This is a genomic window from Coprococcus sp. AM11-30B, assembly GCF_027674365.1.
Lineage (GTDB): Bacteria > Bacillota > Clostridia > Lachnospirales > Lachnospiraceae > Allocoprococcus > Allocoprococcus comes.
Map to the genome: position 1 here is coordinate 1 of NZ_JAQDVB010000019.1, position 25,140 is coordinate 25,140.

The window sequence follows — 25,140 nt, forward strand, 5'->3', positions numbered from 1 at the left end:
GATAATTCCTTACTGGCTGTAAGGGATATTAACCATAAATATATTGTAGTAGAAAGGATGGAAAAGGCTGTGAGAGATTCTTATGGACGAACAATTGAATATATGAGAATTTCAATCACAGACCGCTGTAATCTGCGATGCAGGTACTGCATGCCGGATGGCGCAAAGTGGATTCCTATGTCAGAAATCCTGACTTATGAGGAGATTGAACGAATCTGCAGGGAGGCTGTCCGGATCGGGATTACCAGGTTTAAGATTACCGGAGGGGAGCCTCTGGTCAGAAAAGGATGCGCAGATCTGATCCGGATGATCCGGCAGATTCCGGGCACAGAAGAAGTAACAATGACGACAAATGGGGTTCTTCTGGGTGAGAATCTGGAAGATCTTCTTGCAGCGGGGCTGGATGCGGTGAATATCAGTCTGGATACACTGATTCCGGAAAAATATCAGGAGATTACCGGGGCAGATGAACTGGAAAAAGTCAGAAAATCCATTTTCATGGCAGAAAAAAGCGAGATCCGGGTAAAGATCAACACGGTCCTGCAAAAAGGAGTCAATGATGAGGAATGGAAAAGTCTGGCAGAGTTGGCGAAAAAGAACAAGCTGGATGTCCGTTTTATTGAATTGATGCCGATTGGACAGGGAAGAGCAGAGAATGGCATTTCCGGTGCCTGGGTGCTTGGAAAACTGAAAGAAGCTTATGGAATAGAAGGAGAGTTTTATCCGTTAGAGGGACGGTTTGGGAACGGACCTGCTGTGTATTATCAACTGCCTGGTTTTCAGGGGAAAATCGGTCTGATCAGTGCATTGCATGGAAAATTCTGTGACAGATGTAACCGGATCCGGATGACATCAACCGGAAAGTTAAAAGCGTGTCTGTGCTATGCAGATACTATCTCCGTTTTTGAGGCAGCAAGACACGGATCGGAAGAAGAAATCCGGAAATGTCTCGAACAGGCGATCCGTGGAAAACCGAAGATGCATCATTTTGAGGAGCAGAATTTTATTACAGAACAGAAAAATATGTCACAGATCGGAGGATAAACATAAAAATGGGAAGACTGAAGGGAATCTGCATCAGTGAAAAGAGAGGAACCGAAAAACATGAGGTTCGTGAAGCCATGGTCAAAATGGACTGGGGGATTGAAGGAGATGCGCACGGTGGAAAATGGCATCGTCAGATCAGTCTGCTTTCCGATGAAAAGATTCAGGAATTTCGTGCAAAAGGGGCAGAAGTTGCGTATGGTGCATTTGGTGAAAATTTGATCGTGGAGGGATTTGATTTTCGCATGCTTCCGGTTGGAACAAGATTTCATATCGGAGATGTGGTACTTGAGATGACACAGATTGGAAAAGAATGCCACAGTCATTGTCAGATTTATAAGAGAATGGGTGACTGCATTATGCCAAGAGAGGGCGTTTTTGCAGAAGTCGTCACCGGAGGTCATATCAAGGTAGGAGATGAAGTTGTCATGGAACAGGTGAAAAGTGACCGTCCATTTTCAGCGGCAGTTATTACTTTAAGTGATAAAGGGGCTGCCGGAGAACGAGAAGACAAAAGCGGACCCATGATTGTCGAAATGTTGAAAGATGCCGGATATGATATTAAAGAAACGATTTTATTACCGGATGAGCAGAAAAAACTGGAAAAAGAGCTGATCAGACTGGCTGATCAGAGACAGCTTAATGTGATCTTCACAACCGGAGGAACAGGATTCTCCGAGCGGGACCGGACACCGGAGGCGACGGTAAATGTCTGTGACCGGATGGCAAACGGAATAGCAGAGGCAATCCGGAATTATTCGATGACGATCACAAAGCGTGCTATGTTCAGCAGAGCTGTATCAGGTATCCGAAAAAAAACGCTGATCATCAATCTCCCGGGAAGTCCCAAAGCAGTACAGGAAGCACTGGAGTTTCTGCTTCCTGAACTTGGACATGGGCTTGGAATCCTCCGGGGAACAGAAGGCGAATGTGCCAGAAAATAAAGAGGTTAAAAATCATGAGTGGATTTACACATTTTAACGAAGATGGTAATGCAGTGATGGTAGATGTGGGGGAAAAGGCTGAGACAAAAAGAGAAGCACTTGCATCCGGGGTGATCCGCATGTCGGAAGAATGCTTTCAGAAAGTAAAGGAAGGCAGCATGAAAAAAGGAGATGTTCTTGGCGTAGCAAGAATTGCCGGGATCATGGGTGCAAAAAAGACAGCAGAACTGATTCCGCTGTGCCATCTGTTAAACCTTACCAAAGTCGAGATTGATTTTGAATATCTGGAAGAAGAGCATGGGATCCGGGCAATCTGCCACACGGCATGTACTGGCAGGACCGGTGTGGAAATGGAAGCACTGACTGGGGTAAATACCGCTCTTCTTACAATCTATGATATGTGCAAGGCGGTTGACCGGGGAATGGAGATCAGAGAAATCCATCTGCTTGAAAAGTCCGGTGGAAAAAGCGGGAAATGGGTACGTTAAACGTATTTTAATTTCTGGTAAAAAAAGTAAATATCTTCAACGATTAACAGTTGAAAAAACACGGCTGATGGTCTATAATAGGCTTTAGAAAACCTGGAATGTTCGAGACTTCCGTATTTTTGAACCTACAATACTTTAAACGGGATTCTTATATCTCTGTAATATGTCAGGCCCTCATTGCGCAGGGGAAGGCAGAAAAGCAGATGCGGTCGCCCACCTAGCGGAGTGCTAGGAGTCAAAAAACGGAAAACGGCATTTCGGGGGACTACAAAAGATAAAGGACAGTTGCGAGAGCAACTGTTTTTTTGGGTTTTCAAAGAAGTGAAAATGTGATAAACTATTTTGAAAAATGAAACTGCCGATAAGATAAATGGAGTTATTATATGATGAAAACGATAAACAAGATTCGGGAAATTACAGGGCAGGTGTCACAAAAGCATGTGGGAGCATACGCGGCCCAGTCTGCTTATTTTTTTGTGCTGAGTATGATCCCGATTATTTTGCTGCTTCTTGCTATCATACAATATACTCCGGTGACAAAAGCAGATGTTATGACTGCAGTGGTAAATTTGTTTCCGGAGACAAATATGCAGGATTTTATGGTTGGCATTGTAAATGAAGTATATAACCAGTCGAAGACGGTCATTCCGATCACTGCGATTGTAGCACTGTGGTCAGCAGGTAAAGGAGTACTTGCGGTTAGTACAGGACTGAACTGTGCATATGAGCTTCGTGAGACACGAAATTATGTATTTTTAAGAATCCGGGCATCCATCTATACGATCCTGTTCATTGCAGCAATTGTGATGGCTCTGGTACTTTCTGTGTTTGGTAATAATATCAGTATTTTTATATATCACAAAATTCCGTTTCTTGCGGAGACGACGGATATGATCATGCGTTTGAGAACAGTGATTTCATTTGTTGTTATGACTGGAATTTCGCTTCTGGTATATCACTTTTTGCCGAACCGAAAGCTTCCGTTCCGGGATTTGATTCTGGGATCTATTTTCTGTTCTCTGGGATGGCTGGTGATCTCGTTTGTTTTTTCAATGTATCTGACAATCTTCAAAGGATTTTCCGGTCTGTACGGAAGTATGACGGCGATCATTCTTGTGATGCTGTGGCTGTATTTTTGTATGTATGTGATGCTGCTGGGAGGGCTTATTAACTGTATCTGGGTAGATGCAAAGCGGGATATCCTGGAAAAGGATTAGTTCTGCAAAAAGCAGCATCCAGGTTCCGGAATATGATTTTGCGTAGATAAACGGTGAATCTATCAGATAAAACCGCTTGACATAAAAAAATCATATGTTACAATAATTAAGTATATGACATATAATAAAAGCAATGACCGTGTAAGTAGTGAACTGTTTTCCGACAGAGAAGGAGAATCCCCGGCTGTAAGTTCTCCCCGGTTCAGGCAGGAAACGAATTTCCCACGTGAGCTGCGTTTTTGAAAATAAAGTAGAAAACGACGTCCCTGCACGTTACGCAGTCCGAGTGCCTGTTATTCAAATAGCAGGAAACAGGGTGGTACCGCGATTTATCTCGTCCCTTTTTAGGGGCGATTTTTTTATATATTAGGAAAGTGTTCTTTCCTAATATATAAAAACGCTCCGCGAGGATGTGCACTGCGGCGTATAAGGAAGATGTCACAAGCGATCGCCGCAGGTGCCAGAATGTGCCAAGGCACATTCTTTTTTCTTCCACAGGAAATTTTATTTCCTGTTATAGTCGCAAATGAATAGCCAAAACAAGTTTTAAGGAGGATATCATGAAAGAAAGACTTGAGAGCATCAAACAGGAAGCCATTAAGCAGATCCAGGCTTCTGATGTACCGGAGAAATTAAATGATGTACGTGTCAAATTCCTTGGTAAAAAAGGAGAACTGACAGCCGTATTAAAAGGAATGAAAGATGTAGCTCCGGAAGAACGTCCGAAGGTAGGACAGCTTGTGAATGAGACAAGAGCTGCTATCGAAGAACTTCTTGATGAGACAAAGAAGAAAATGGATGCTGCAATCCGTGAAGAAAAATTAAAACAGGAAGTTATTGACGTAACACTTCCTTCCAAGAAAAATACAGTAGGTCATCGTCATCCGAATACGATCGCTCTGGAAGAAGTAGAGCGTATCTTCATCGGTATGGGATACGAAGTTGTGGAAGGACCGGAAGTAGAATATGACCTTTACAACTTTGAAAAACTGAATATTCCTGCAGATCATCCGGCAAAAGATGAACAGGATACATTCTATATCAACAAAGACATCGTGCTTCGTACCCAGACATCACCGGTTCAGGCACGTGTGATGGAACAGGGCAAGCTCCCGATCCGTATGATCGCACCGGGACGAGTATTCCGTTCTGACGAAGTGGATGCAACCCATTCACCATCCTTCCATCAGATCGAAGGACTGGTAATCGATAAAAATATTTCCTTTGCTGACTTAAAGGGAACTCTGGAAGTATTTGCAAAAGAACTTTTCGGACCGGATACCAAGACAAAATTCCGTCCGCATCATTTCCCATTCACAGAGCCAAGTGCAGAAGTAGACGTATCATGCTTCAAGTGTGGCGGAAAAGGCTGCCGTTTCTGTAAAGGATCAGGATGGATTGAAATCCTCGGCTGTGGTATGGTTCACCCACACGTACTCGAAATGTGCGGAATCGATCCGGAAGAATACACTGGATTTGCATTCGGAGTAGGACTTGAAAGGATCGCCCTTCTCAAATACGAGATCGACGACATGCGCCTCCTCTACGAGAACGATATCAGATTCCTGAAACAGTTCTAGTGAGCACGACAAAATCAGAGAGCAGTGCGAAGAGCTGTGGCAGCATCGAAAGATGCTGGATTTTGGAGACTGAATAAGAGAAATATATAAACAAATCAGAAGGAGATATAAAATGGATACTTCATTATCATGGATTAAAGCGTATGTTCCGGATCTTGACGTAACAGCGCAGGAATATACAGATGCAATGACTCTTTCCGGAACAAAAGTAGAAGGTTTTACAAAGCTGGATGCTGATCTGGACAAGATCGTAGTAGGACAGATTGAGAAAATTGAAAAACATCCGGATGCAGATAAACTGATCATCTGCCAGGTAAATGTAGGAACAGAGACGGTGCAGATTGTTACAGGTGCTCCGAACGTAAAAGAAGGAGACAAGGTACCGGTTGTTCTGGATGGCGGACGCGTTGCGGGCGGACATGAGCCTGGGCAGAGAGTAGAAGGCGGAATCAAGATCAAAAAAGGAAAACTCCGTGGAGTCGATAGCTACGGAATGATGTGTTCGATCGAAGAACTTGGTTCAGACAGAAATATGTATCCGGAAGCACCGGAATATGGAATCTACATTTTTGATGATGACGCAGTTGTCGGAGAAAGTGCAGTAAAGGCACTCGGACTGGATGATGTCGTATTTGAATACGAGATCACCTCCAACCGTGTAGACTGCTTCAGCGTGGTTGGTATCGCAAGAGAAGTTGCAGCTACATTCCACAAAGAATTCAAGCCACCGGTTGTAACATCAACCGGAAATGATGAAGATGTCAATGATTACATCAAAGTAAAAGTAGAAAATACAGACCTTTGCCCACGTTACTGTGCAAGAGTCGTAAAAAATATCAAGATCGGACCTTCACCGAAATGGATGCAGAGAAGACTTTCTTCCGTAGGAATCCGTCCGATCAACAACCTTGTTGATATCACAAACTATGTAATGGAAGAATACGGACAGCCAATGCATGCTTATGATCTGGATACTATCGCAGGTCATCAGATCATCGTCCGCAATGCCCATAAAGGAGAAAAATTCGTAACACTGGATGGTCAGGAAAGAGAAATGGATGATTCTGTTCTGATGATCTGTGATGGCGAAAAAGCGGTAGGTATTGCCGGAATCATGGGTGGCGAAAATTCCATGATCACTGACAATGTACAGACCATGTTATTTGAAGCTGCATGCTTCGATGGAACCAACATCCGTAAATCCAGCAAGAAAGTCGGACTTCGTACCGATGCATCCGGTAAATTTGAAAAGGGACTGGATCCGAATAATGCAGAGGATGCAATCAACCGTGCCTGCCAGCTGATTGAAGAAATGGGAGCCGGTGAAGTTGTCGGAGGAATGGTTGATGTATACAGCAAGAAAAAAGAACCTGTACGTGTACCATTTGATGCCGACAAGATCAATGCACTTCTCGGAACAGACATCCCGGAAGAAGATATGATCAAATATTTTGAAAAGATCGACCTGGAATATGATGCAGAAGCAAAAGAAGTGATCGCACCAACCTTCCGTCATGACTTATTCCGTATCGCCGATCTTGCGGAGGAAGTAGCAAGATTCTACGGATATGATAATATCCCGACTACACTGCCTACAGGTGAAGCTACAACTGGTAAGCTTTCTTTCAAGCTTCGTGTGGAAGAAGTAGCAAGAAATATTGCAGAATTCTGTGGATTCAGTCAGGGAATGACTTATTCATTTGAAAGCCCGAAGGTATTTGACAAGCTCCTCCTCGACAAGGATGATCCGATGCGTCAGGCAATCCAGATCATGAACCCGCTTGGAGAAGATTACAGTGTCATGCGTACAACATCTCTGAATGGTATGCTGACATCTCTTGCAACAAACTACAACAGAAGAAATAAAAATGTCCGTCTGTACGAGCTTGGAAATATTTATCTTCCAAAGGCACTTCCACTGACAGAACTGCCGGACGAAAGAATGCAGTTTACACTTGGAATGTACGGAGATGGAGACTTCTTCAGTATGAAAGGTGTTGTAGAAGAGTTCTTTGAAAAAGTCGGACTTCATAAGAAAGAAACCTATGATCCAAATGCAGGAAAGAACTTCCTTCATCCGGGACGTCAGGCAAACATCGTTTACGATGGAAAGGTTGTCGGATACATGGGTGAGGTTCATCCGGAAGTTGCTGATATCTATGGAATCGGTGAAAGAGCATACGTTGCTGTCATTGATATGCCACAGATCACAGAGCTTGCAACATTTGACAGAAAGTACGAAGGAATTGCAAAATACCCGGCAGTCAGCCGTGATATCAGTATGGTAATGCCAAAATCCATCCTGGTAGGACAGGTTGAAGAAGTGATCGAGAACAAGGGTGGCGCTTATCTGGAAAGCTATAAGCTGTTTGATATCTATGAAGGCGCTCAGATCAAGGCAGGCTTCAAGTCTGTTGCTTACTCTATCACATTCCGTGCAAAAGATAAGACTCTGGAAGAAGCTGACATTTCAGCTGCTATGAACCGTATCTTAAAGGCACTGGAGGAAATGGGTATCGAGCTTCGTAAGTAGGCGAAAAGAGGTCAAAAGAATGAAACGACAGGATTTTTATTTTGATTTACCAGAAGAGCTGATCGCGCAGGATCCGCTTGAAGACAGATCCAGTTCCAGACTGCTTGTTCTTGATAAAAAAACCGGTGCAACCAGTCATCACATTTTCCGTGAGATCAAAGATTATCTCAAACCGGGAGACTGCCTTGTGATCAATGATACCAAGGTTATCCCGGCAAGACTGATCGGTGAAAAAGAAGGAACCGGCGGAAAAGTCGAAGTTCTTCTTTTAAAACGAAAAGGAAATGATGTCTGGGAAACACTTGTAAAACCAGGAAAGAAGATGAAACCCGGAGCAAGAGTCAGCTTCGGGGACGGTCTTCTGAAAGGGGAAGTTCTGGAGGTTGTAGAGGAAGGAAACCGTCTGATCCATTTTGAATACGAAGGAATTTTTGAAGAGATTCTGGATCAGCTTGGACAGATGCCGCTTCCGCCTTACATCACCCACCAGCTGGAGGACAAGAATCGTTACCAGACCGTGTATGCAAAGCATTCCGGATCTGCGGCTGCTCCGACGGCAGGACTGCATTTTACACCGGAGCTTCTGGAAGAAATCAAAGCAGAAGGTGTGGAGATTGCGCATGTAACGCTTCATGTCGGACTTGGAACTTTCCGTCCGGTAAAAGCGGATGATATTCTGGATCACCATATGCATTCGGAATTCTACCGGATCGAGGCATCTGAGGCAGAAAAGATCAACCGTGCAAAAGAGAGCGGACACCGGGTGATCTGCGTCGGAACGACAAGCTGCCGGACCGTAGAATCTGCGGCTGATGAAAACGGAAAGTTAAAAGAGTGCAGTGGATGGACAGAGATTTTCATCTATCCGGGCTATAAATTCAAGGTACTGGACTGCCTGATCACGAACTTCCATTTACCGGAGTCAACGCTGATCATGCTGGTAAGTGCGCTTGCCGGAAGAGAGCATGTGCTTGCGGCATATGAAGAAGCAGTTAAAGAGAGATATCGATTCTTCAGCTTTGGGGATGCGATGTTTATAGAATAGACGCAGAATCTGACAAATGTGAGGTTATGTCAGGGAACAGGAAATCATAAGATATTAACCGGAGAACGAGATTGTTCAAGTCATGTACAACTTTGAAAAATCTTGTTCTCCGTTTTTTGTATAGGTTGGAAACGATTGAGTTTAAAATTCTTATTGAATGAATGTCTATAGAGAATGTTGTTTTATCCGGCTGAGATAAACAGAACAGATTTGCCGATTCTGCAAAAATATAGTAAGATGGTGTAAGTGCCAAAAGCATGAATGGTATAGTAATGGAGAAATCTGGGCACATACTAAGACGAAAAGGTTATAAAAACAAGATTGCAAAAGGAGACAGAAGATGGACTACGCAGAATATATCAGAGAAAGAAACGAAAAAAATAACTTTGGGAAATAAAGTCAGGTGGATATTCGTAATTTGTTTTGCTTTTTGATTTGGTTAAAAAGCGGACAGAAATGCATTGAGAATTGAGGAGTAGCAGAAAATGGGCATATTTGAGGAGGCAGCAATTTTCCGGGGCGTCACGAAGGAGGACGCCAGACAGATGCTGAACTGTCTGAATCCGGTAGAAAAGACTTATAAAAAAGATGAAATCATTTACCATGCCGGGGATGAGGTTACTTCGATGGGCGTGGTTCTTGCCGGCAGCGTGTTCATTGAGAATGATGATATCTGGGGGAATCACAGCATTCTGGACCGGGCCGGAAGAGGCGAGATTTTTGCAGAAACATATGCAGCGATTCCGGGGCAGAAGCTGATGGTCAATGTAGTTGCGGCAGAAGAGGCAAGAATTTTGTTTCTTGATGTGGGAAGGATACTGAAAGTCTGTTCCAATTCGTGTGTGTTTCATCATACGTTAATTGAAAATCTGCTGAAGCTTTCCGCAGAGAAGAATCTCCGTCTGTCGAAACGGATTTTTCATATTTCATCAAAATCGATCCGGGGAAGACTGCTGTCGTATTTGTCTTATCAGGCTATGGAAAACGGGAAGAAAGAATTTGATATCCCGTTCAACCGGCAGCAGCTTGCAGATTATCTGAATGTAGACAGGTCCGCGATGTCAAATGAGCTTGGGAAGATGCAGAAAGATAGGCTGATCGAAGTAGACAGGAAACATTTCCGTATTCTTGACGAAACGGAAATATGAATGGATAAATAATGGAAATAAAACGGATACAGCAGTGAGAAACTGTATGTGGGTTAGGATAAAAGAAAACCATTGCAGGAGAGATGTGATTTCATCAGATCCTGTAATGGTTTTTTGTATACGATGAGTCAAGTATAAATTTGTGGAATTTATCTTTCCAGTCCGTGTATCCAGTCTGACTTTAGGAAATAAATCAGAAAAGCAATGGAACTGAGCGCCCAGGTCATCGGGTAAGCCCAGAAGATCATCTGAATGGACGGGATGAATTTTAAAATAATTACGATATAGGTAACGCGGATCAGACACCAGCATACCAGCATGACATACATCGGGACTGTGGATTTACCGGCTCCGCGCATGATTCCTGCCATACAGTGTGAAAAAGCAAGCAGGAAGTAGAAAAAGGTGTCCGTGTGTGCCTGCATGGCTCCGTAGTGGATAACCTCTGCGGTGGAACTGAAAGCAGACAGAAGCTGTGGAGCGGTAAAATGCACGCAGATACCGATCAGCTCAGAGATCGTAAGAGAGCAGATCACACCGAATACAGCACCCTTTTTAGCACGGTCATATTCTTTTGCTCCCAGATTCTGACTGATAAAAGTAGTAAGTGCCAGAGCAAAACAGGTGATCGGAAGGAACCCAAATCCCTGGATCTTCATATAAGCCCCACATCCGGCAACCGCCATTTCCCCAAACTGGTTGATATTTGCCTGGACGAATACATTTGCCAGGGAAATGATCGAGTTCTGGAGTCCTGCTGGCAGACCATAAGAAATGATCTGGCGGAGCATATAGGAATCCAGATTGATCCGGTTCAGATGAAGCCGAAACTCCTCCGGACTGTGAAGCAGCTGTACCATACAGAGAATAGCACTTAAAAACTGTGAAATGACAGTTGCAAAAGCGGCAGCACCTACACCAAATCCAAGACCTGCGATCAGTACAAGGTCAAGAATGATATTCGTTACCGAAGAAACGATTAAGTAGATCAGAGGATGGGTACTGTCACCGACGGACTGCAGAATGCCGACAAAGAAGTTGTACATGACAAAGGCAAGTGAGCCGGTAAAGTAGATCCGGAAATAAGTAATTGAGTTTGGAAGTACCGCCTCCGGTGTTCCCATAAGTACCAGGATCTGTGGTGCGGCAATGATACCGACAATGGTAAGGATCACGCCGCAGATCAGTCCGAAGCCAACGGTTGTATGGATGGATTTTTGCAGATTCGGAATGTCTCTGGCACCGTAATATTTGGCGACGATGACACCGGATCCGATGGCGATTCCATTAAAAAGACCGACCATAAGAAAGATCAGATTACCGGAAGAGCTGACAGCGGCAAGCGCAGAGCTTCCAAGAAAATTTCCAACGATCAGAGAGTCGGCGGTGTTATATAGCTGCTGAAAAAGGTTTCCCCAGAAAAGCGGGATCGCAAAAGCAACGATACGCTTCCAGATGGAGCCTTCTGTCATCAGTTTTGCAGAAGATTTTGACATAGAATATTTCCCCCGTTTCTTAAGTCATTACTTTTAAGTATAAGGTGCGGCAGAGGGAAAGTCAATGAAAATGAGGTTCGGTAAAAATGCATGTTATCCTTCATGAAAACGCGAAAGAAACTGTTTTGTTCTCTCTTCACTTGGATTTTCAAACACCTGGCGCGGATCACCCTGTTCAACGATGCGTCCATCGTCCATAAAGATCACATGATCGGCAACGTCACGGGCAAATGCCATTTCATGTGTTACAATGATCATGGTTGTATTCTGATCGGCCAGCTCGCGGATGACCTTCAGTACCTCACCGGTGAGCTCCGGATCCAGTGCAGAGGTCGGTTCGTCAAAGCACAGGATGTCCGGCTGCAGGGCAAGAGCTCTTGCAATGGCAACGCGCTGACACTGTCCGCCGGAAAGCTGATGCGGATAATTGTCCATCCGGTTATCCAACCCCATCTGTGTCAGAAGAACCTTTGCCTGTACCTCGATGGCGGTCAGGATTTCACGTTTTCTTTCTTTAAAATCCGGCTGCTCTGTGGCGAGAAGCTTTTTGGCAAGCATTACATTTTCCAGAGCGGTATACTGCGGAAACAGATTAAAGTTCTGGAACACCAGACCAAAATGCAGTCGTTTTTTACGGATCACGGATTCCTGAGTGGTTGCCGGGACAGAGGCATCAAAAAGTGTTTCGCCATTTACCCGGATAATTCCGTTATCCGGATGTTCCAGAAAGTTCAGGCAGCGGAGAAGTGTTGTCTTTCCACTTCCGGAAGATCCGATGATGGAAACAGCCTGTCCTTTTTCCAGGTTAAATCCAACGTCTTTTAAGACAGGAGTCTTATTAAAAGATTTACTGATATGTTCTACTTCTAAGATTGGCATAAATATGAATTCTCCTTATCTGAAATATTCCAGTTTCTTTTCAAGGCGTCCGAGAAGAACGGTCAGGATACCATTGAAAATAAGATAATAAACAGCGGTAAAGAACAGCGGCCAGATGGCACCGGAGATGCCATGTGAGCCTTTCATAAATGCCTGTCCTGCCCAGATGATCTCCTGCAGCGCGATAATACGTGCAAGAGAAGTATCTTTTACCAGGGTGATGATCTCATTTGACATCGGTGGTACAATGCGTTTGATCATCTGAAGGAGTGTGATCTTGAAAAAGATCTGATGCTTTGTCATGCCAAGTACAAGACCGGCTTCTTTCTGCCCTTCCGGAACACCCTGGATTCCACCGCGGTAGATTTCTGAAAAATAGCAGGCGTAATTGATGATAAAAGATACGGCTGCTGCAAGGAAACGCCCTGCTTCACCACCACCCCAGATCGGGTTATGTAAGACCAGCCCGGGGAAATAGTAGATGATCAGAAGCTGGATCATCAGCGGGGTACCACGGATCACCCAGACGGTCAGTCTCGCAAGCCAGCTAAGAGGTTTGAAATGAGACATGGAACCAAAGGCAATGACCAGTCCGAGAGGAAGGGCACCGACCAGCGTCACAATAAATAATTTTAAAGTTTGTAAAAAGCCGACATTCAGTGCGGACACTACGACCGGCATTTGTTTCATAATCAGATCCATAAAAAGTTCCTGCCTTAAATATTATTTCTGCTCAATGATGGCATCCTGAACCCCATAGGTTTCAGCGCATTTCTTCATAGAACCATCATTGTAGCTTGTCTTGAAGAATTCGTTCAGTTTGTCTGCAAGGTCGGAACCTTTGCGGAATCCAACACCATATTTTTCGGTAGTAAGCTCAACGGTATGAGTCAGATTTTCGTATCCGGTACCTTTTCCGACCATGGCACCGGCCATCAGAAGGTCGATGACTGCAGCATCAGAGGTTCCGGCTGCAACTTCCATCAGGGCATCAGACTGTGAAGAAACTGCAGTGTAGTCATATCCTTCTCCGCTTACAGCTTTTTCTCCGGCACTTCCGGATTCAACTGCAAAAGAAAGATCCTTAAGACTGTCTTTGTCCTGATATTTGTCTGCTTTATCAGAAGGAACGACCACTACCTGCGCATTGTTACAGTAAGCGGATGTGCATGCCATTGCGCTGGTTACTTCATCAGTAAGTGTCATACCGTTCCATACACAGTCGATTGTTTTTCCATCAAGTTCCATGACTTTATTGTCCCAGTCAATTTCTACAAATTCGGCATCTACGCCAAGACTTTTTGCAAATGCTTTTGCCATATCAGCATCAAAACCGATCCATTCATCGTTATCATCTTTGTAATCCATTGGCTCAAAATCTGTGATTCCGACTACAAGAGTTCCTTTATCCTGAATATATTCTATATCACTTTCGGATGAGCTTTTTGAGTTGTCGGATTTTTTTGTGTCAGAGGAAGAACCTCCGCATGCTGCAAGGGATAATACCATTGCTGAAGTAAGTGCAAGTGCTGTTATTTTTTTCATAATAATCTCTCCTCATATACTTTCAAAAAATGTCACGTCACTATATTATCAATCTACCACACTAAAGTCAACCAAAACTTGCTATTTACTTTCTTTTTTGATAAAGATACAATAAGAAATACAGGAATTACTGTAGAAAGAGTAGAACAGAGGAATATAAATATATGGAAACAAATGAGATTATTGTTCACCATGCGACGGAGAATAACCTGAAAAATGTATCTATCCGGATACCAAAGCATCAGATCACAGTATTTACCGGAGTATCAGGTTCCGGGAAATCTTCGCTGGTTCTGGATACTCTTGCGGCGCAGTCGCGCAGGGAGTTAAACGATACTTTTCCAAGCTTTGTACAGCAGTATCTTCCAAAATACGGAAGACCGCATGTGGAACGGATCGAGAATCTACCGGCAGCAATTGTGATCAATCAGAAAAAGCCGTCGCCGAATCAGCGGTCGACGGTTGGAACTTATACGGATACCTATACCCTTCTGAGGCTTTTATTTTCCAGAGTGGGACAGCCTTTTGTCGGTTATTCGGACAGCTTTTCATTCAATCATCCACAGGGATGCTGCCTGCGGTGTAACGGACTTGGAGAAGTGACAGATCTGGATGTGCATAAGCTGGTGGATTTTGATAAATGTCTGAATGATGACGGGGTGATCCATTATGTGGCATTTGAGCCGGGGCAGTGGAGATGGATCCGCTATGCAAACAGTGGATTGTTTGATCTGAATAAGAAGATTAAAGACTATTCCGAAGAAGAATTGGAACTGTTTTTGTATTCACCGCAGATACGTCTTAAGAATCCACCGGAAGGATGGCCGAAAACTGCGAAATACGAAGGTCTTGTGCATCGGATGTACCGCAGTGTCCTAAATTCGGAAGAAGGAAAACTTCACAGGGAGTTATTGGATCCAATCACCAGTCATGGAGTTTGTCCGGAGTGTAATGGGGCAAGATTGAATCAGAAGGTGTTGTCCTGCAAAATTGACGGGAAAAATATTGCTGATGTAATAAAACTTCCATTATCCGAGCTGCGTGCGTGGATTGACCAAATAGAAGATCCGCTTGCAAAAGATATTCAGGATACACTGCATACCAAACTGTCTGCACTTATAGATATCGGACTGGGATATCTGTCTCTGGACAGAGGGTTATCTACTTTATCTGGTGGAGAGATCCAGAGATGCAAGATTGCAAAATGCCTGAATTCCTCGCTTTCTGATTTGTTGTATATTCTGGATGAACCGAGTGCAGGGCTTCATAATCATGATATTGAGCGGATGCGCCGTGCACTGGAAAAATTGAGAGATGGTGGAAATACGGTTGTTCTGGTGGAGCATCACCGGAAAATGATCGAGATGGCCGATCACATTGTGGAAATGGGTCCGGAACCGGGAATGGCTGGTGGAAGAGTTTTATTTGAAGGCAGTTATAAGGAACTTTTAAAGAGTGATACGCCGACCGGAGAAGAGATGCGGCTTACTACTTCTCTAAAAGCAAAGACAAGGGAAGCGAAAGGAATATGGCGGATGGAGCATATCCATCTTCACAATCTGAAGGACATTACCATCGAATTTCCAATAGGAAATCTGGTTGTGATCGCTGGTGTTGCCGGATCCGGAAAAAGTTCTCTGATGGAAAGCTTTTACCGCAGTATGGGAGAGGATGTGGTGTTTGTAAGCCAGCGCGCTGCAGGTGCAAGTCTCAGATCCACTCCGGCGACCTATCTGGGAGTCGCAGATGAAATCCGGAAAATATTTGCAAAGCGGTGCGGTCAGAAGGCATCTTTGTTTTCTTTTAACGGCGCAGGAAAGTGTCCGGCATGTAAGGGAAAAGGAGTGATCGTATCGGATATGGCATTTATGGATGACATCGAGACGACCTGTGATGTGTGTAAAGGACTTCGGTATTCAAAAGAAGTTTTGCAATACGAAGTAGATAGAAAGAATATTGCGGAAGTGATGGATTTGACTGTTGCACAGGCAGGGGAATTCTTCAGGGGAACAAAGATCAGCGAAGCGCTGGAGCCTCTGGAAAAAGTAGGACTTTCTTATCTGCACCTGAATCAGGCACTTTCTACTTTATCCGGCGGAGAGTTGCAGCGAATGAAGTTTGCTTCCTATCTCGGAAGTAAAGACCGTATTTTCATTCTTGATGAGCCGACAAACGGATTGCATATCAAGAATATCCGAAGTCTGTTAAAGCTTCTGAACCAGATGGTGGATGAAGGGAATTCCATTTTTGTTATCGAACATAACATAGAATTTATCAAATCCGCTGATTATGTGGTAGAATTAGGACCAGAAGGCGGAGATGCAGGAGGAAGACTGCTGTTTGCCGGTACACCGTCTGAGATGAAAATGAGTGAGAAATCTGTCACGGCAGAATATGTATGATGTGAGTGTCAAAAGCAAATTTTGCCACTCACTGATGTAACCGGATTGCTCCATTGCTACGCAATTCACCTATTTATAATTATAAAAATTTACAGAAACAGAAATGTTTACCAAAAAGATAGAAGAAAAGGAGACGAACGCTATGAAACTAATGATTGCATCAGATATCCATGGATCCGCATATTATTGTCTGGAAATGCTGGATGCGATGAAAAAAGAATGCCCGGACAGACTGTTACTTCTGGGCGACATCCTGTATCATGGACCAAGAAATGATCTTCCGCTGGAATACGAACCAAAAAAGGTAATCAAAATGTTAAATGAAGTCAAAGAAAAATTATTCTGTGTACGCGGAAACTGTGACACAGAGGTAGACCAGATGGTACTGGATTTTCCGATCATGGCAGATTATGCAGTGATCCCGTGCGGCAACAGGATTATTTACGCCACTCACGGACACCATCATAACGTCATGACCCCAATCCCAATGCAGCCAGGAGATATTCTCCTCCACGGTCACACCCACGTACCGGCCTGGGAACCATTCGGAAATGAGAACCTCTACCTCAACCCAGGTTCCGTTTCCATCCCAAAAGAAAACAGCGCCCACAGTTACATGATCCTGGAAGACGGTATCGCGAAATGGAAAAACCTATACGGCGAAGTTTACCACGAACTGATGCTGTAGTTATTTTACTAAAGAACAAGAAAATATTGAACAAAATAAAACCCCATAAATTGTCGACATTCGCCAATGTACATCCGACAATTTATGTAATAAAATGAAACTAAGAAAAGCAAAGGAGAGCCTAATAACATGAGAGCTTACGAAAGATTTTTAAACTACGTTCCGGTATGGACAACCAGTGATGAGACAAGCGATACTGTCCCGTCAGCAGACAGAGAGCTGGTACTGGCAAGAATGCTTGTAGAAGAGATGAAAGGTCTTGGAATCGCAGATGCAAGAGTGGACGACAAAGGATATGTATATGGACACATCCCTGCAACTCCTGGATGCGAAGACAAGCCGTCGCTTGGTCTGGTTGCGCATATGGACACTGTGGCAGATGCATCAGGGGAAAATATAAAGCCACAAATCATTGAGAATTATGACGGGAAGGACGTTGTCCTGAAAGGTTCCGGAGATATTCTGAAAGTAGATGAGTTCCCGTACCTTGCAGAATTAAAGGGCAGAACTCTGATCACAACTGACGGAACCACACTTCTTGGGGCAGATGACAAGGCGGGTATCGCAGAGATTCTTACCGTGGCAGAAGAGATCATCAAAGAAGGACTTCCGCATGGAAAGATCTGCATCGGATTTACACCGGATGAAGAGATTGCAAGGGGAGCAAAGCATTTTGATGTAGAAGGTTTTGGTGCTGACTATGCTTACACTTTGGACGGTGATGAGGAAGGCGAGATTCAATTCGAGAACTTCAATGCATCGACTGCATTTATCACCATTCACGGTGTCAGCGTACATACGGGATCAGCAAAAGACGTGATGGTTAATTCACAGACCATTGCGACCGAGATCCACCAGATGCTTCCGGTAAATGAAAGACCGGAGACAACCGAAGGATATGAAGGATTCTATCATCTGGTCAGCGTGCAGGGAAATGTGACAACGACTAAGATGAAATATTTTATCCGTGATTTCGATCGCAGATCTTTTGACGCAAGAGCACAGAAACTTCGTGATATCGCAGAAGAGATGAATAAAAAGTACGGCGAAGGAAAAGTGGAAGTTGAGATTGTGGAATCTTATTACAACATGCGCGAAAAGATTGAACCGTGCATGCAGTTGATCGATTACGCAAAAGCAGCGATTGAGCATGCAGGTATTACACCAATCGTGTCACCGGTCCGTGGGGGAACAGACGGTGCAAGACTCAGCTTCAAAGGACTTCCGTGTCCGAATCTTGGAACGGGCGGACATGCATTCCATGGCGTATTTGAGCATATCACAGTAGAAGGAATGGATAAAGCAGTCCTTATTGTAAAAGACATCATTAGACAGTTTGCAGAATAAAGGGGAATTTAATAGAATTAAAGGAAATGTATGAAAATACGAGAGAGGTAAAATTATGTCTGATAATAAGAAAATCACAGTGGTTACGCTGGCATTTATGGCATTTTCAACAGTATGGGGATTTGGAAATGTATTGAACGGGTTCATCTATTTTAACGGAATTCAGGTAATACTAAGCTGGGTTATGATGTTTGTACTGTATTTTATTCCGTATTCACTGATGGTTGGGGAACTGGGATCGGCTTTTAAAAACAGCGGTGGCGGTGTAAACTCATGGGTTTACGATACAATAGGTCCGAAGGTAGCCTATTATGCAGGCTGGACCTACTGGGCATGCCATATTACGTACATTGCCAGCAAAGGAAGCGGAAGCCTGAAAGCCCTCAGCTGGGCAGTATTCCGTAACGCAGAGACTTATGATACATTCCCGACGATTGGCGTACAGATGGCAACACTGGGGGTATTCCTGATCGGATGTTTCATTGCGAGTAAAGGAATGAATCCGCTGAAAAAGCTGCTTTCTCTTGCCGGGACCAGTATGTTTGTAATGTCGATTTTATATATTATCATGATGCTTGCAGCACCGGCGATCAATCCGGGCGCAGACTATGTAACGATTGATTTCAGCCTGAAGAATCTGATTCCGAACTTTAATATCGGATATTTTTCATCGCTTTCAATCCTTGTATTTGCAGTCGGAGGATGTGAAAAAATTTCGCCTTATGTAAATAAAGTAGAAAATCCAAGCAAAGGCTTCCCGAAAGGAATCATTGCAATGACTGCTATGGTACTGGTATGCGCAATGCTGGGAACGATCGCGATGGGAAGAATGTTTGACCCGGTGGTAATTAACGCCAGTGAAGAATCTTTTAATTCTTATGCGGCAAATGGTTCTTACTGGGCATTCCAGAAACTGGGTGAGTACTATCACATTGGAGATACTTTCCTGATCATCTATGCACTCTGTAACCTGATCGGACAGTTTTCAATTCTGATCCTGAGTATCGATGCACCGTTGCGTATGCTTCTGGATAACGAAAAAACGGCACAGTATATTCCTTCAGGGCTTCGTAAAAAGAATAAATATGGTGCGTATTCCAATGGTATTAAACTGGTTTTGGTGCTTGCAGGGGCAATCATCGTAGTGCAGACCTTCCTTCCGGGAGCAGCAGCGGTTCTCCAGCAGCTTACCAGGCTGAATTCCGTATGTATGCCGCTTCGTTATACCTGGGTATTTGTGGCTTACATTGCGCTTCGTAAGGCATATGACCGGATTCCGGCAGAATACCGTTTTGTGAAAAATCAGAAGATCGCATACTTCTTCGGAGGATGGTGTTTATTTGTGACACTGATCTGTTGTATAATGGGAATGTATAACAAAGATCCATTTACCTTTGCAATGAATGTGATCACACCGGTAGTGCTGACTGCACTTGGAATTATCATGCCGAAGCTTGCCGAACGTGAACGTGCAAAAGAATCTGGAAAATAAAGGGCTGAAATGCCAGGAGGAACATTATGGATAACCAGACAATTAAAGAACTCACATCATTTATAAAGAACTCGCCGACTGCTTTCCATGCAGTAAAATCAATCCGGGATATTCTTACAAAAGAAGGATTTCAGGAGCTGAAAGAGTCGGAAAAATGGAAAATAGAAAAAGGCGGAAAATATTATGTGACCCGCAACCATTCCAGCATTCTTGCATTTAAAGTCGGAAACCAACTGGATGAGTACAGCTTTCATGTAACTGCGTCCCACAGTGACTCACCGACCTTTAAGATCAAAGAGAATGCAGAGATAGAGGTGAAGAAAAAATACACCGTTCTGAATACAGAAGGCTATGGCGGAATGATCTGCTCTACCTGGTTTGACCGTCCGTTATCGGTAGCAGGGCGCGTAATTGTAAAGACGGACAGTGGAATGGAGACCAGACTGGTCAAGGTAGAAAGAGATCTTCTGATGATTCCAAGTCTTGCAATCCATATGGACCGCGCAGTCAATGAAGGCCGTGCGATCAACAAACAGGTAGACATGCTTCCGGTTTTTGCTGGATCGGCAAAAGAACCGGGTGAGATGAAAAAACTGATCGCAGAAGAGCTTGGCGTAGAAGAAGAGAAGATTTATGGTATGGATCTGTTCCTGTATAACCGGATGGAGCCATCTGTATGGGGAAGAGAGAATGAATTCTTATCCTGCCCACAGCTGGATGATCTGCAGTGTGCGTTTGCGTCACTGAATGGTTTCCTAACAGGAGAAAATGAAAAGAATATCAATGTATTTGCCTGCTTTGACAATGAAGAGGTTGGATCAGGAACCAAGCAGGGAGCAGCATCGACACTGTTGTCGGATGTGCTTTGGCGAATCAACAAGGCACTGGGAAAGGATGAGGAAGATTTCTATCGTGCAGTTGCCGGAAGTTTTATGCTGAGCTGTGATAATGCACATGCAGTACACCCGAATTATCAGCAGAAGACGGATGTAAATAACTGTAACTATATGAACGAAGGAATCGTGATCAAATCTCATGCCGGTCAGAAATATACCAGTGATGCAGTAAGTATTGCGATTTTCAAGGCAATCTGTGAAAAGGCAGGTGTACCGGTGCAGTTTTTTGCCAACCGTTCGGATGCGGCAGGTGGAAGTACACTGGGAAATATTGCAATGGCGCAGGTATCCATGAATACCGTGGATATCGGACTTCCGCAGCTCGCAATGCATTCGGCTTATGAGACTTCCGGTGTAAAGGATACGGGTTATCTGATCGAGGCATCCAAAGAATTTTACAGCTGTCATATCAAGGCAGCAGGCGATGGTGTGTTTGAAATTGTATAAAGAAGTATTTGCAGGGAGTTCCGGAAGAACTCTCTGCAAGTTTTTTTGAATCTGGAAGAAGGCATATTTCGAGGAACGATAGAAAAATAAAATTCAGAGTGCATTCTAATTTTTTTATAGACAGGAAAGAAAATGTCCTGTTATAATAATTATGGTGTCAGATCACCGAAATGGCAGAGAATGAGTAACAAGGTTGGGTAAAAGGAATGGCAGAATTAATATATCGAACACTAAGAGAAAATATTGCAGATATTATCCGGAAGAGGATCATTTACCAGGAGCTGGAGCCGGGACAGAAGATTGTGGAACAGGATCTGGCAAAGGAATTTAAGACGAGCAGGGCTCCGATTCGTGAGGCACTTAGACAGCTGGAAAATGAAGAACTTATAGAATATGTAAGAAATGCAGGATGCTCTGTAAAAGAAATTACACTGGAAGAATCATTTGAAATTTACCTTATGCGGGCGAATTACGAAACCATGGCAGTGAAGCTGATGGGCGGAAACGTTCCGGAGGATACCATTTGCCGGATGGAAGAAGTGCTGGAAAAAATGAAAAAACTGGATGAAGAGCAGTTTGACCAGGTTTTTGTCTATGATAACCAGATGCATGGACTACTTGTAGAGATGACTGGTATGACAAGGCTCTATAAAGCATGGAAAGAGCTGAATTATGGAAATATTGTTACGGGCTTCAGCCTGAGCACGGATAAAAAGCGTGTGGTAGAAAGACAGTATCCGATTCATAAAGAACTGGTGGATGCCTGCAGGGAAAAGAACAAGGAGAAGATCTGTCAGGTTCTTTCCGAACATTACATGAGAACGATCCGAAGGCTTTTGAAAGAGCAGGGATTGTCGGAAGAGGATTCCAGATTTTCATTTGATTTTCTTGTCTAGGATACAGAGAGGAAAGGTTACAGTTTACATAGTAAATGGATAAATATTAATAATGAAGAGATGTGGATAGTAATATTCCACATCTCTTTTTGCTGTATTTTGTTGAATTATAACAAAAAAGGAGTGTAAGATATGAGCTGTATTGAAAAAGTGATGATGTTATGCTATATTACTTATAGAAAATAACGATTGTCGACAGTCGCCAAAAACAGAAAGGAATTAAAAAGTAATGGGAAAAGCACAGACTAATGAAAAACATCCAAAAGGCTTTTATGCCTGTTGTATCACGTTTATGTTTGAACGCCTGGCATTTTACGGAGCAAAGCCAATCTTGCTGTTATTCCTGATCACTGCAACTTTGCAGGGTGGTCTTGGTATTGAGCGAACAGATGCAGCAGTAATGGCAGCGAATCTGACAGCGTACACCTACATGGCACCGCTGATCGGAGGGATTATCTCTGACAGATGGCTGGGAGCGAGATATGCGATCTCTCTGGGATATATTATCATGGCAATCGGATATCTGGTAGGCTGGAAGGCAACAGGTCCGGGAATGGTCAATCTGATGATCATTCTTGTATCGATTGGAACCGGTCTTTTCAAAGGAAACTTAAATGCTCTGATCGGAAGACAATATCAAAACAAAGAGCTTCTGGATGCTGCATTTTCCATTCAGTATTCTTATGTAAATGTTGGGGCTTTCGTAGGTTCACTGCTTACCGGATTTTTGTATCTCCACTTATTTAAAAAAGGCGATGTGCTTGGATTCCGTCAGTGCTTCTTTGTGGCATCGATCTGGTGCATCGTTGGTCTGGCATGGTTTGTGCTGAACTGGAAAAACCTTCAGGGACAGGGTGTGAAACCATTCAAGTATCTTACGGATGAGAATGGAAATGTGATCGGGTCTAACGAAAAGAAAGAAGATGGGAAGAACGATAAGCAGCCGCTTACAAAATTGGAAAGAAACCGTATGATAGCGATCATTCTTGTATCGGCACTCTCTGTTATCTTCTGGCTGTTCTACTATCAGCAGGATCTTGCGCTTGTCATTTATATGACTGATTATGTGAAGATGAGTATTGGCTCTTTTGACATTCCGCCGTCATGGGTTACTACTACATGGAACGGACTTTTGTGTGTCGTTCTTGGTGGTGTGATGGCAGCCATCTGGAAGAAACTTGCCGAGCGTCCGCAGGGCGATATGAATATGTTTAAGAAAGTAGCACTTGGCTTCCTTTTTGTAGGACTTGCGTTTGGAGTAATGGTTGTTTGTGAACTGGTTCGCGGAGTTGGCGCAGATGTTTCTGTAAAAGCAAGCGTTTTCTGGCCATTCCTGTTTGTAACGGTTATTACAATCGGAGAGATGTGTTTCTCACCGCTGCGTAATGCATTTGTAAGTAAGTATGCGCCGAAGAAATATCTCTCACTTTTGATGGGGGTTATCGCAATTTCTACATTTGGCGCAAACAAGTTAAGCCCGTTTGTACAGGCATTTATTGAAAAATTTGATGTGTTCCCTGTATTTGTTGGAATCACAGTCATTATGTTAGTATTTACAGCACTTATCTTCCTGGCTAACAAGAAGCTGAACAGCCTTGTTGAAGGGAAAGAAGAAGCTTAAATGATTCTGCCAAAAAGAGAAAAAAGAAGTCCGGTGATCGAAGGAAAGATCACCGGATTTTCTTTTAACCGAGCATTTCGATAAATGCCCCGAGTCTTGTATTGATCTGTGCCTGGTCACCAGAAGAATAGTCTGTATTGATCGCAATATACGGAAGTCCTTTTTCTTTGGTGACAAAGGTGTGAATCGCATCGGACTCAATGGCAAAGGTATGACATGCCTGCAGAAGGACCTCAACGACACCATCTACCTGATATTCATCAATCTGGGCATCAAGCGCCTCGAGACGTCCCGGGTTCGGACTCATGACCGAACAGTTTACACGAAGATATTTTTCGGCGATTGCAGTGATTGGATCCTTTGTCTCATCAATCGGATCTTTTTTCTCACGTGGACCGCAACAGTTCTCAAAGCCGACAACATCTGCTCCGAGTTCTTCAATCTGGCGTACAATTTTGTCGATCACGCCGGTGGTCGGACATCCGGTAATGAGAACTCTCGGACGGGATGGTTTGCCTTTATATTCTTTTTCATAAAGCTCTTTAAGCTCAGCGGTACGGTGTTCCAGGTATTTGATTTTTTCTTCCAGATCAACCGTGAATTCGTTCGAGGAAATAACCGTATTGATCTCATAACCGGTAATCGGAGTCGGTTTTAAGCGTCCAATCTCAAAGAAGTCAAGGACGGCCTTGCGTTCCCGGTTGCGAAGATGGATTGCTTTGCGGATCTGCTCATCTGTGATCCTTATGTGATAGAAATCCTCCAGATCTTCTTTGACGCTGATTACCTCCTGTTTCCAGAATTCCAGCGCACCGCGGCCTGTTTTTCCTGGCGGAAGCTGCATAATATGGCAGTGTTTAAGCTCAGACATCAGTTCATACATTTTCTTTTTTCCATCGCAGGTTGTCTCTGCGAGTACCATGTCTGAAAAATAGAAGAATGGACAACGGTCAGCGAGGGCGGCACCGTAGCTTGCCTTGATCAGAGGACAAAGGTTCTGTGGCAGTCTGGTCTCTGCGATCGGGATATTGTCATCTCCGATCCCGCAAAGTACAACTGCAGCTGCGTCTGCAGCTTCAATCAGTTCCCATGGGGTGTAGGTACAGAAAACTCCGACAATTCTGCGCCCGGACTCCTTCAGCTCTTTCATTTTCAGAAAAGCATTCTTTCTTGCTTCCGGATAGGTTTCAAAATCTTCCGGTAATTTTAAATTGGTCATTTTCAGATCTCCTTTTTTATAACTGATAGTTTTATCATAAGTGTTTTTAAACGAGATGTATAATTGATATTTTTTATAAAAAAGGAAATTTAAAGATGTTTTCAATGGAAATTCTTAAGAATTCATGATGCCAGGAGGATAGCATTGTGATTGGATTCAAAATAAGGTATATTGAAAACAGGAACGTAAAGTAGAATGAAAAGAAAAGGAGAA

The 25,140-nt window shown here is 43.6% G+C and carries 20 protein-coding genes, 1 other RNA gene and 1 other annotated feature; of the genes, 16 read left to right on the forward strand and 5 right to left on the reverse strand.

The genetic code is table 11. The features are described from left to right. Positions 1 to 69: 69 nt before the first annotated feature. The 9 genes from moaA to PGU50_RS12855 all read left to right on the forward strand — a co-directional run bounded on the left by moaA (position 70) and on the right by PGU50_RS12855 (position 9,999). Positions 70 to 1,044, forward strand: coding sequence for a GTP 3',8-cyclase MoaA (gene moaA / locus PGU50_RS12815; RefSeq protein WP_118198784.1), 975 nt, complete (start codon positions 70 to 72; stop codon positions 1,042 to 1,044). Positions 1,045 to 1,052: 8 nt separating this feature from the next. Next, positions 1,053 to 1,988, forward strand: coding sequence for an MOSC domain-containing protein (locus tag PGU50_RS12820; protein WP_118198763.1), 936 nt, complete (start codon positions 1,053 to 1,055; stop codon positions 1,986 to 1,988). A gap of 14 nt (positions 1,989 to 2,002) precedes the next feature. After that, complete coding sequence (gene moaC / locus PGU50_RS12825; RefSeq protein ID WP_055246514.1) at positions 2,003 to 2,476, forward strand: cyclic pyranopterin monophosphate synthase MoaC; 474 nt, start codon at positions 2,003 to 2,005, stop codon at positions 2,474 to 2,476. A gap of 87 nt (positions 2,477 to 2,563) precedes the next feature. Then, positions 2,564 to 2,744, forward strand: a non-coding RNA gene (ssrS, locus tag PGU50_RS12830) — 6S RNA. 115 nt (positions 2,745 to 2,859) lie between these two features. Continuing rightward, the gene (locus PGU50_RS12835) at positions 2,860 to 3,693 is read left to right on the forward strand and encodes a YihY/virulence factor BrkB family protein (RefSeq protein ID WP_082421134.1); all 834 of its coding nucleotides are present in this window, start codon (positions 2,860 to 2,862) and stop codon (positions 3,691 to 3,693) included. Between the two features lie 124 nt (positions 3,694 to 3,817). Beyond that, positions 3,818 to 4,038: a binding site (T-box leader), on the forward strand. 215 nt (positions 4,039 to 4,253) lie between these two features. Then, positions 4,254 to 5,273, forward strand: a complete 1,020-nt coding sequence (gene pheS, locus PGU50_RS12840; RefSeq protein WP_008371846.1) for a phenylalanine--tRNA ligase subunit alpha — start codon at positions 4,254 to 4,256, stop codon at positions 5,271 to 5,273. Between the two features lie 112 nt (positions 5,274 to 5,385). After that, positions 5,386 to 7,806 (forward strand): phenylalanine--tRNA ligase subunit beta, encoded by a 2,421-nt coding sequence (pheT, locus tag PGU50_RS12845; RefSeq protein WP_270247130.1) that lies wholly within the window; start codon positions 5,386 to 5,388, stop codon positions 7,804 to 7,806. A 19-nt stretch (positions 7,807 to 7,825) separates the two neighbouring features. Then, positions 7,826 to 8,851: a tRNA preQ1(34) S-adenosylmethionine ribosyltransferase-isomerase QueA gene (queA, locus tag PGU50_RS12850; protein ID WP_008371840.1), complete on the forward strand. Its 1,026-nt coding sequence runs from the start codon at positions 7,826 to 7,828 to the stop codon at positions 8,849 to 8,851. A gap of 485 nt (positions 8,852 to 9,336) precedes the next feature. Next, on the forward strand, positions 9,337 to 9,999 hold the full coding sequence (locus PGU50_RS12855) for a Crp/Fnr family transcriptional regulator (RefSeq protein WP_008371838.1): 663 nt from the start codon (positions 9,337 to 9,339) through the stop codon (positions 9,997 to 9,999). 149 nt (positions 10,000 to 10,148) lie between these two features. Here the strand turns inward: PGU50_RS12855 and PGU50_RS12860 are convergent, their stop codons facing one another. The 4 genes from PGU50_RS12860 to PGU50_RS12875 form a co-directional block, all read right to left on the reverse strand. Further along, positions 10,149 to 11,495, reverse strand: a complete 1,347-nt coding sequence (locus PGU50_RS12860) for an MATE family efflux transporter (protein ID WP_117834423.1) — start codon at positions 11,493 to 11,495, stop codon at positions 10,149 to 10,151. 93 nt (positions 11,496 to 11,588) lie between these two features. Then, positions 11,589 to 12,374, reverse strand: coding sequence for an amino acid ABC transporter ATP-binding protein (locus PGU50_RS12865; RefSeq protein WP_117834421.1), 786 nt, complete (start codon positions 12,372 to 12,374; stop codon positions 11,589 to 11,591). Between the two features lie 15 nt (positions 12,375 to 12,389). Next, positions 12,390 to 13,076 carry an amino acid ABC transporter permease gene (locus PGU50_RS12870; RefSeq protein ID WP_117555754.1) on the reverse strand — a complete coding sequence of 229 codons (687 nt, stop codon included), beginning with the start codon at positions 13,074 to 13,076 and terminating at the stop codon, positions 12,390 to 12,392. 21 nt (positions 13,077 to 13,097) lie between these two features. Next, entirely contained in the window at positions 13,098 to 13,919 is an 822-nt protein-coding gene (locus PGU50_RS12875; RefSeq protein ID WP_182420263.1) for a transporter substrate-binding domain-containing protein, read from the reverse strand. Positions 13,920 to 14,083: 164 nt separating this feature from the next. Between PGU50_RS12875 and PGU50_RS12880 the strand changes: the two genes are divergently transcribed. From PGU50_RS12880 to PGU50_RS12910, 7 genes are all read left to right on the forward strand, one after another. Beyond that, positions 14,084 to 16,321, forward strand: coding sequence for an excinuclease ABC subunit UvrA (locus tag PGU50_RS12880; RefSeq protein ID WP_270247131.1), 2,238 nt, complete (start codon positions 14,084 to 14,086; stop codon positions 16,319 to 16,321). Positions 16,322 to 16,463: 142 nt separating this feature from the next. Next, on the forward strand, positions 16,464 to 17,009 hold the full coding sequence (gene yfcE / locus PGU50_RS12885) for a phosphodiesterase (protein ID WP_117834413.1): 546 nt from the start codon (positions 16,464 to 16,466) through the stop codon (positions 17,007 to 17,009). A 129-nt stretch (positions 17,010 to 17,138) separates the two neighbouring features. Then, a complete protein-coding gene (gene pepT, locus PGU50_RS12890) occupies positions 17,139 to 18,356 on the forward strand; it encodes a peptidase T (protein WP_055157951.1) in 1,218 nt (405 codons plus the stop codon). Positions 18,357 to 18,411: 55 nt separating this feature from the next. Continuing rightward, positions 18,412 to 19,848 (forward strand): APC family permease, encoded by a 1,437-nt coding sequence (locus tag PGU50_RS12895; protein ID WP_270202822.1) that lies wholly within the window; start codon positions 18,412 to 18,414, stop codon positions 19,846 to 19,848. Between the two features lie 26 nt (positions 19,849 to 19,874). Then, a complete protein-coding gene (locus PGU50_RS12900) occupies positions 19,875 to 21,191 on the forward strand; it encodes a M18 family aminopeptidase (RefSeq protein WP_270247132.1) in 1,317 nt (438 codons plus the stop codon). A 206-nt stretch (positions 21,192 to 21,397) separates the two neighbouring features. Next, positions 21,398 to 22,087, forward strand: a complete 690-nt coding sequence (locus PGU50_RS12905) for a GntR family transcriptional regulator (RefSeq protein ID WP_270202820.1) — start codon at positions 21,398 to 21,400, stop codon at positions 22,085 to 22,087. 229 nt (positions 22,088 to 22,316) lie between these two features. After that, a complete protein-coding gene (locus PGU50_RS12910; protein ID WP_270247133.1) occupies positions 22,317 to 23,708 on the forward strand; it encodes a peptide MFS transporter in 1,392 nt (463 codons plus the stop codon). A gap of 64 nt (positions 23,709 to 23,772) precedes the next feature. On the opposite strand, the gene PGU50_RS12915 is transcribed toward PGU50_RS12910, so the two are convergent. Then, positions 23,773 to 24,927 (reverse strand): double-cubane-cluster-containing anaerobic reductase, encoded by a 1,155-nt coding sequence (locus tag PGU50_RS12915; protein ID WP_270247135.1) that lies wholly within the window; start codon positions 24,925 to 24,927, stop codon positions 23,773 to 23,775. Between the last annotated feature and the right edge of the window lie 213 nt (positions 24,928 to 25,140).

Coding starts and splice junctions, on each gene's coding strand:
- PGU50_RS12820 (WP_118198763.1), top strand. CDS start 1,053: ATGGGAAGACTGAAGGGAATCTGCATCAGTGAAAAGAGAGGAACCGAA.
- moaC (WP_055246514.1), top strand. CDS start 2,003: ATGAGTGGATTTACACATTTTAACGAAGATGGTAATGCAGTGATGGTA.
- PGU50_RS12835 (WP_082421134.1), top strand. CDS start 2,860: ATGATGAAAACGATAAACAAGATTCGGGAAATTACAGGGCAGGTGTCA.
- pheS (WP_008371846.1), top strand. CDS start 4,254: ATGAAAGAAAGACTTGAGAGCATCAAACAGGAAGCCATTAAGCAGATC.
- pheT (WP_270247130.1), top strand. CDS start 5,386: ATGGATACTTCATTATCATGGATTAAAGCGTATGTTCCGGATCTTGAC.
- queA (WP_008371840.1), top strand. CDS start 7,826: ATGAAACGACAGGATTTTTATTTTGATTTACCAGAAGAGCTGATCGCG.
- PGU50_RS12855 (WP_008371838.1), top strand. CDS start 9,337: ATGGGCATATTTGAGGAGGCAGCAATTTTCCGGGGCGTCACGAAGGAG.
- PGU50_RS12860 (WP_117834423.1), bottom strand. CDS start 11,495: ATGTCAAAATCTTCTGCAAAACTGATGACAGAAGGCTCCATCTGGAAG.
- PGU50_RS12865 (WP_117834421.1), bottom strand. CDS start 12,374: ATGCCAATCTTAGAAGTAGAACATATCAGTAAATCTTTTAATAAGACT.
- PGU50_RS12870 (WP_117555754.1), bottom strand. CDS start 13,076: ATGGATCTGATTATGAAACAAATGCCGGTCGTAGTGTCCGCACTGAAT.
- PGU50_RS12875 (WP_182420263.1), bottom strand. CDS start 13,919: ATGAAAAAAATAACAGCACTTGCACTTACTTCAGCAATGGTATTATCC.
- PGU50_RS12880 (WP_270247131.1), top strand. CDS start 14,084: ATGGAAACAAATGAGATTATTGTTCACCATGCGACGGAGAATAACCTG.
- yfcE (WP_117834413.1), top strand. CDS start 16,464: ATGAAACTAATGATTGCATCAGATATCCATGGATCCGCATATTATTGT.
- pepT (WP_055157951.1), top strand. CDS start 17,139: ATGAGAGCTTACGAAAGATTTTTAAACTACGTTCCGGTATGGACAACC.
- PGU50_RS12895 (WP_270202822.1), top strand. CDS start 18,412: ATGTCTGATAATAAGAAAATCACAGTGGTTACGCTGGCATTTATGGCA.
- PGU50_RS12900 (WP_270247132.1), top strand. CDS start 19,875: ATGGATAACCAGACAATTAAAGAACTCACATCATTTATAAAGAACTCG.
- PGU50_RS12905 (WP_270202820.1), top strand. CDS start 21,398: ATGGCAGAATTAATATATCGAACACTAAGAGAAAATATTGCAGATATT.
- PGU50_RS12910 (WP_270247133.1), top strand. CDS start 22,317: ATGGGAAAAGCACAGACTAATGAAAAACATCCAAAAGGCTTTTATGCC.
- PGU50_RS12915 (WP_270247135.1), bottom strand. CDS start 24,927: ATGACCAATTTAAAATTACCGGAAGATTTTGAAACCTATCCGGAAGCA.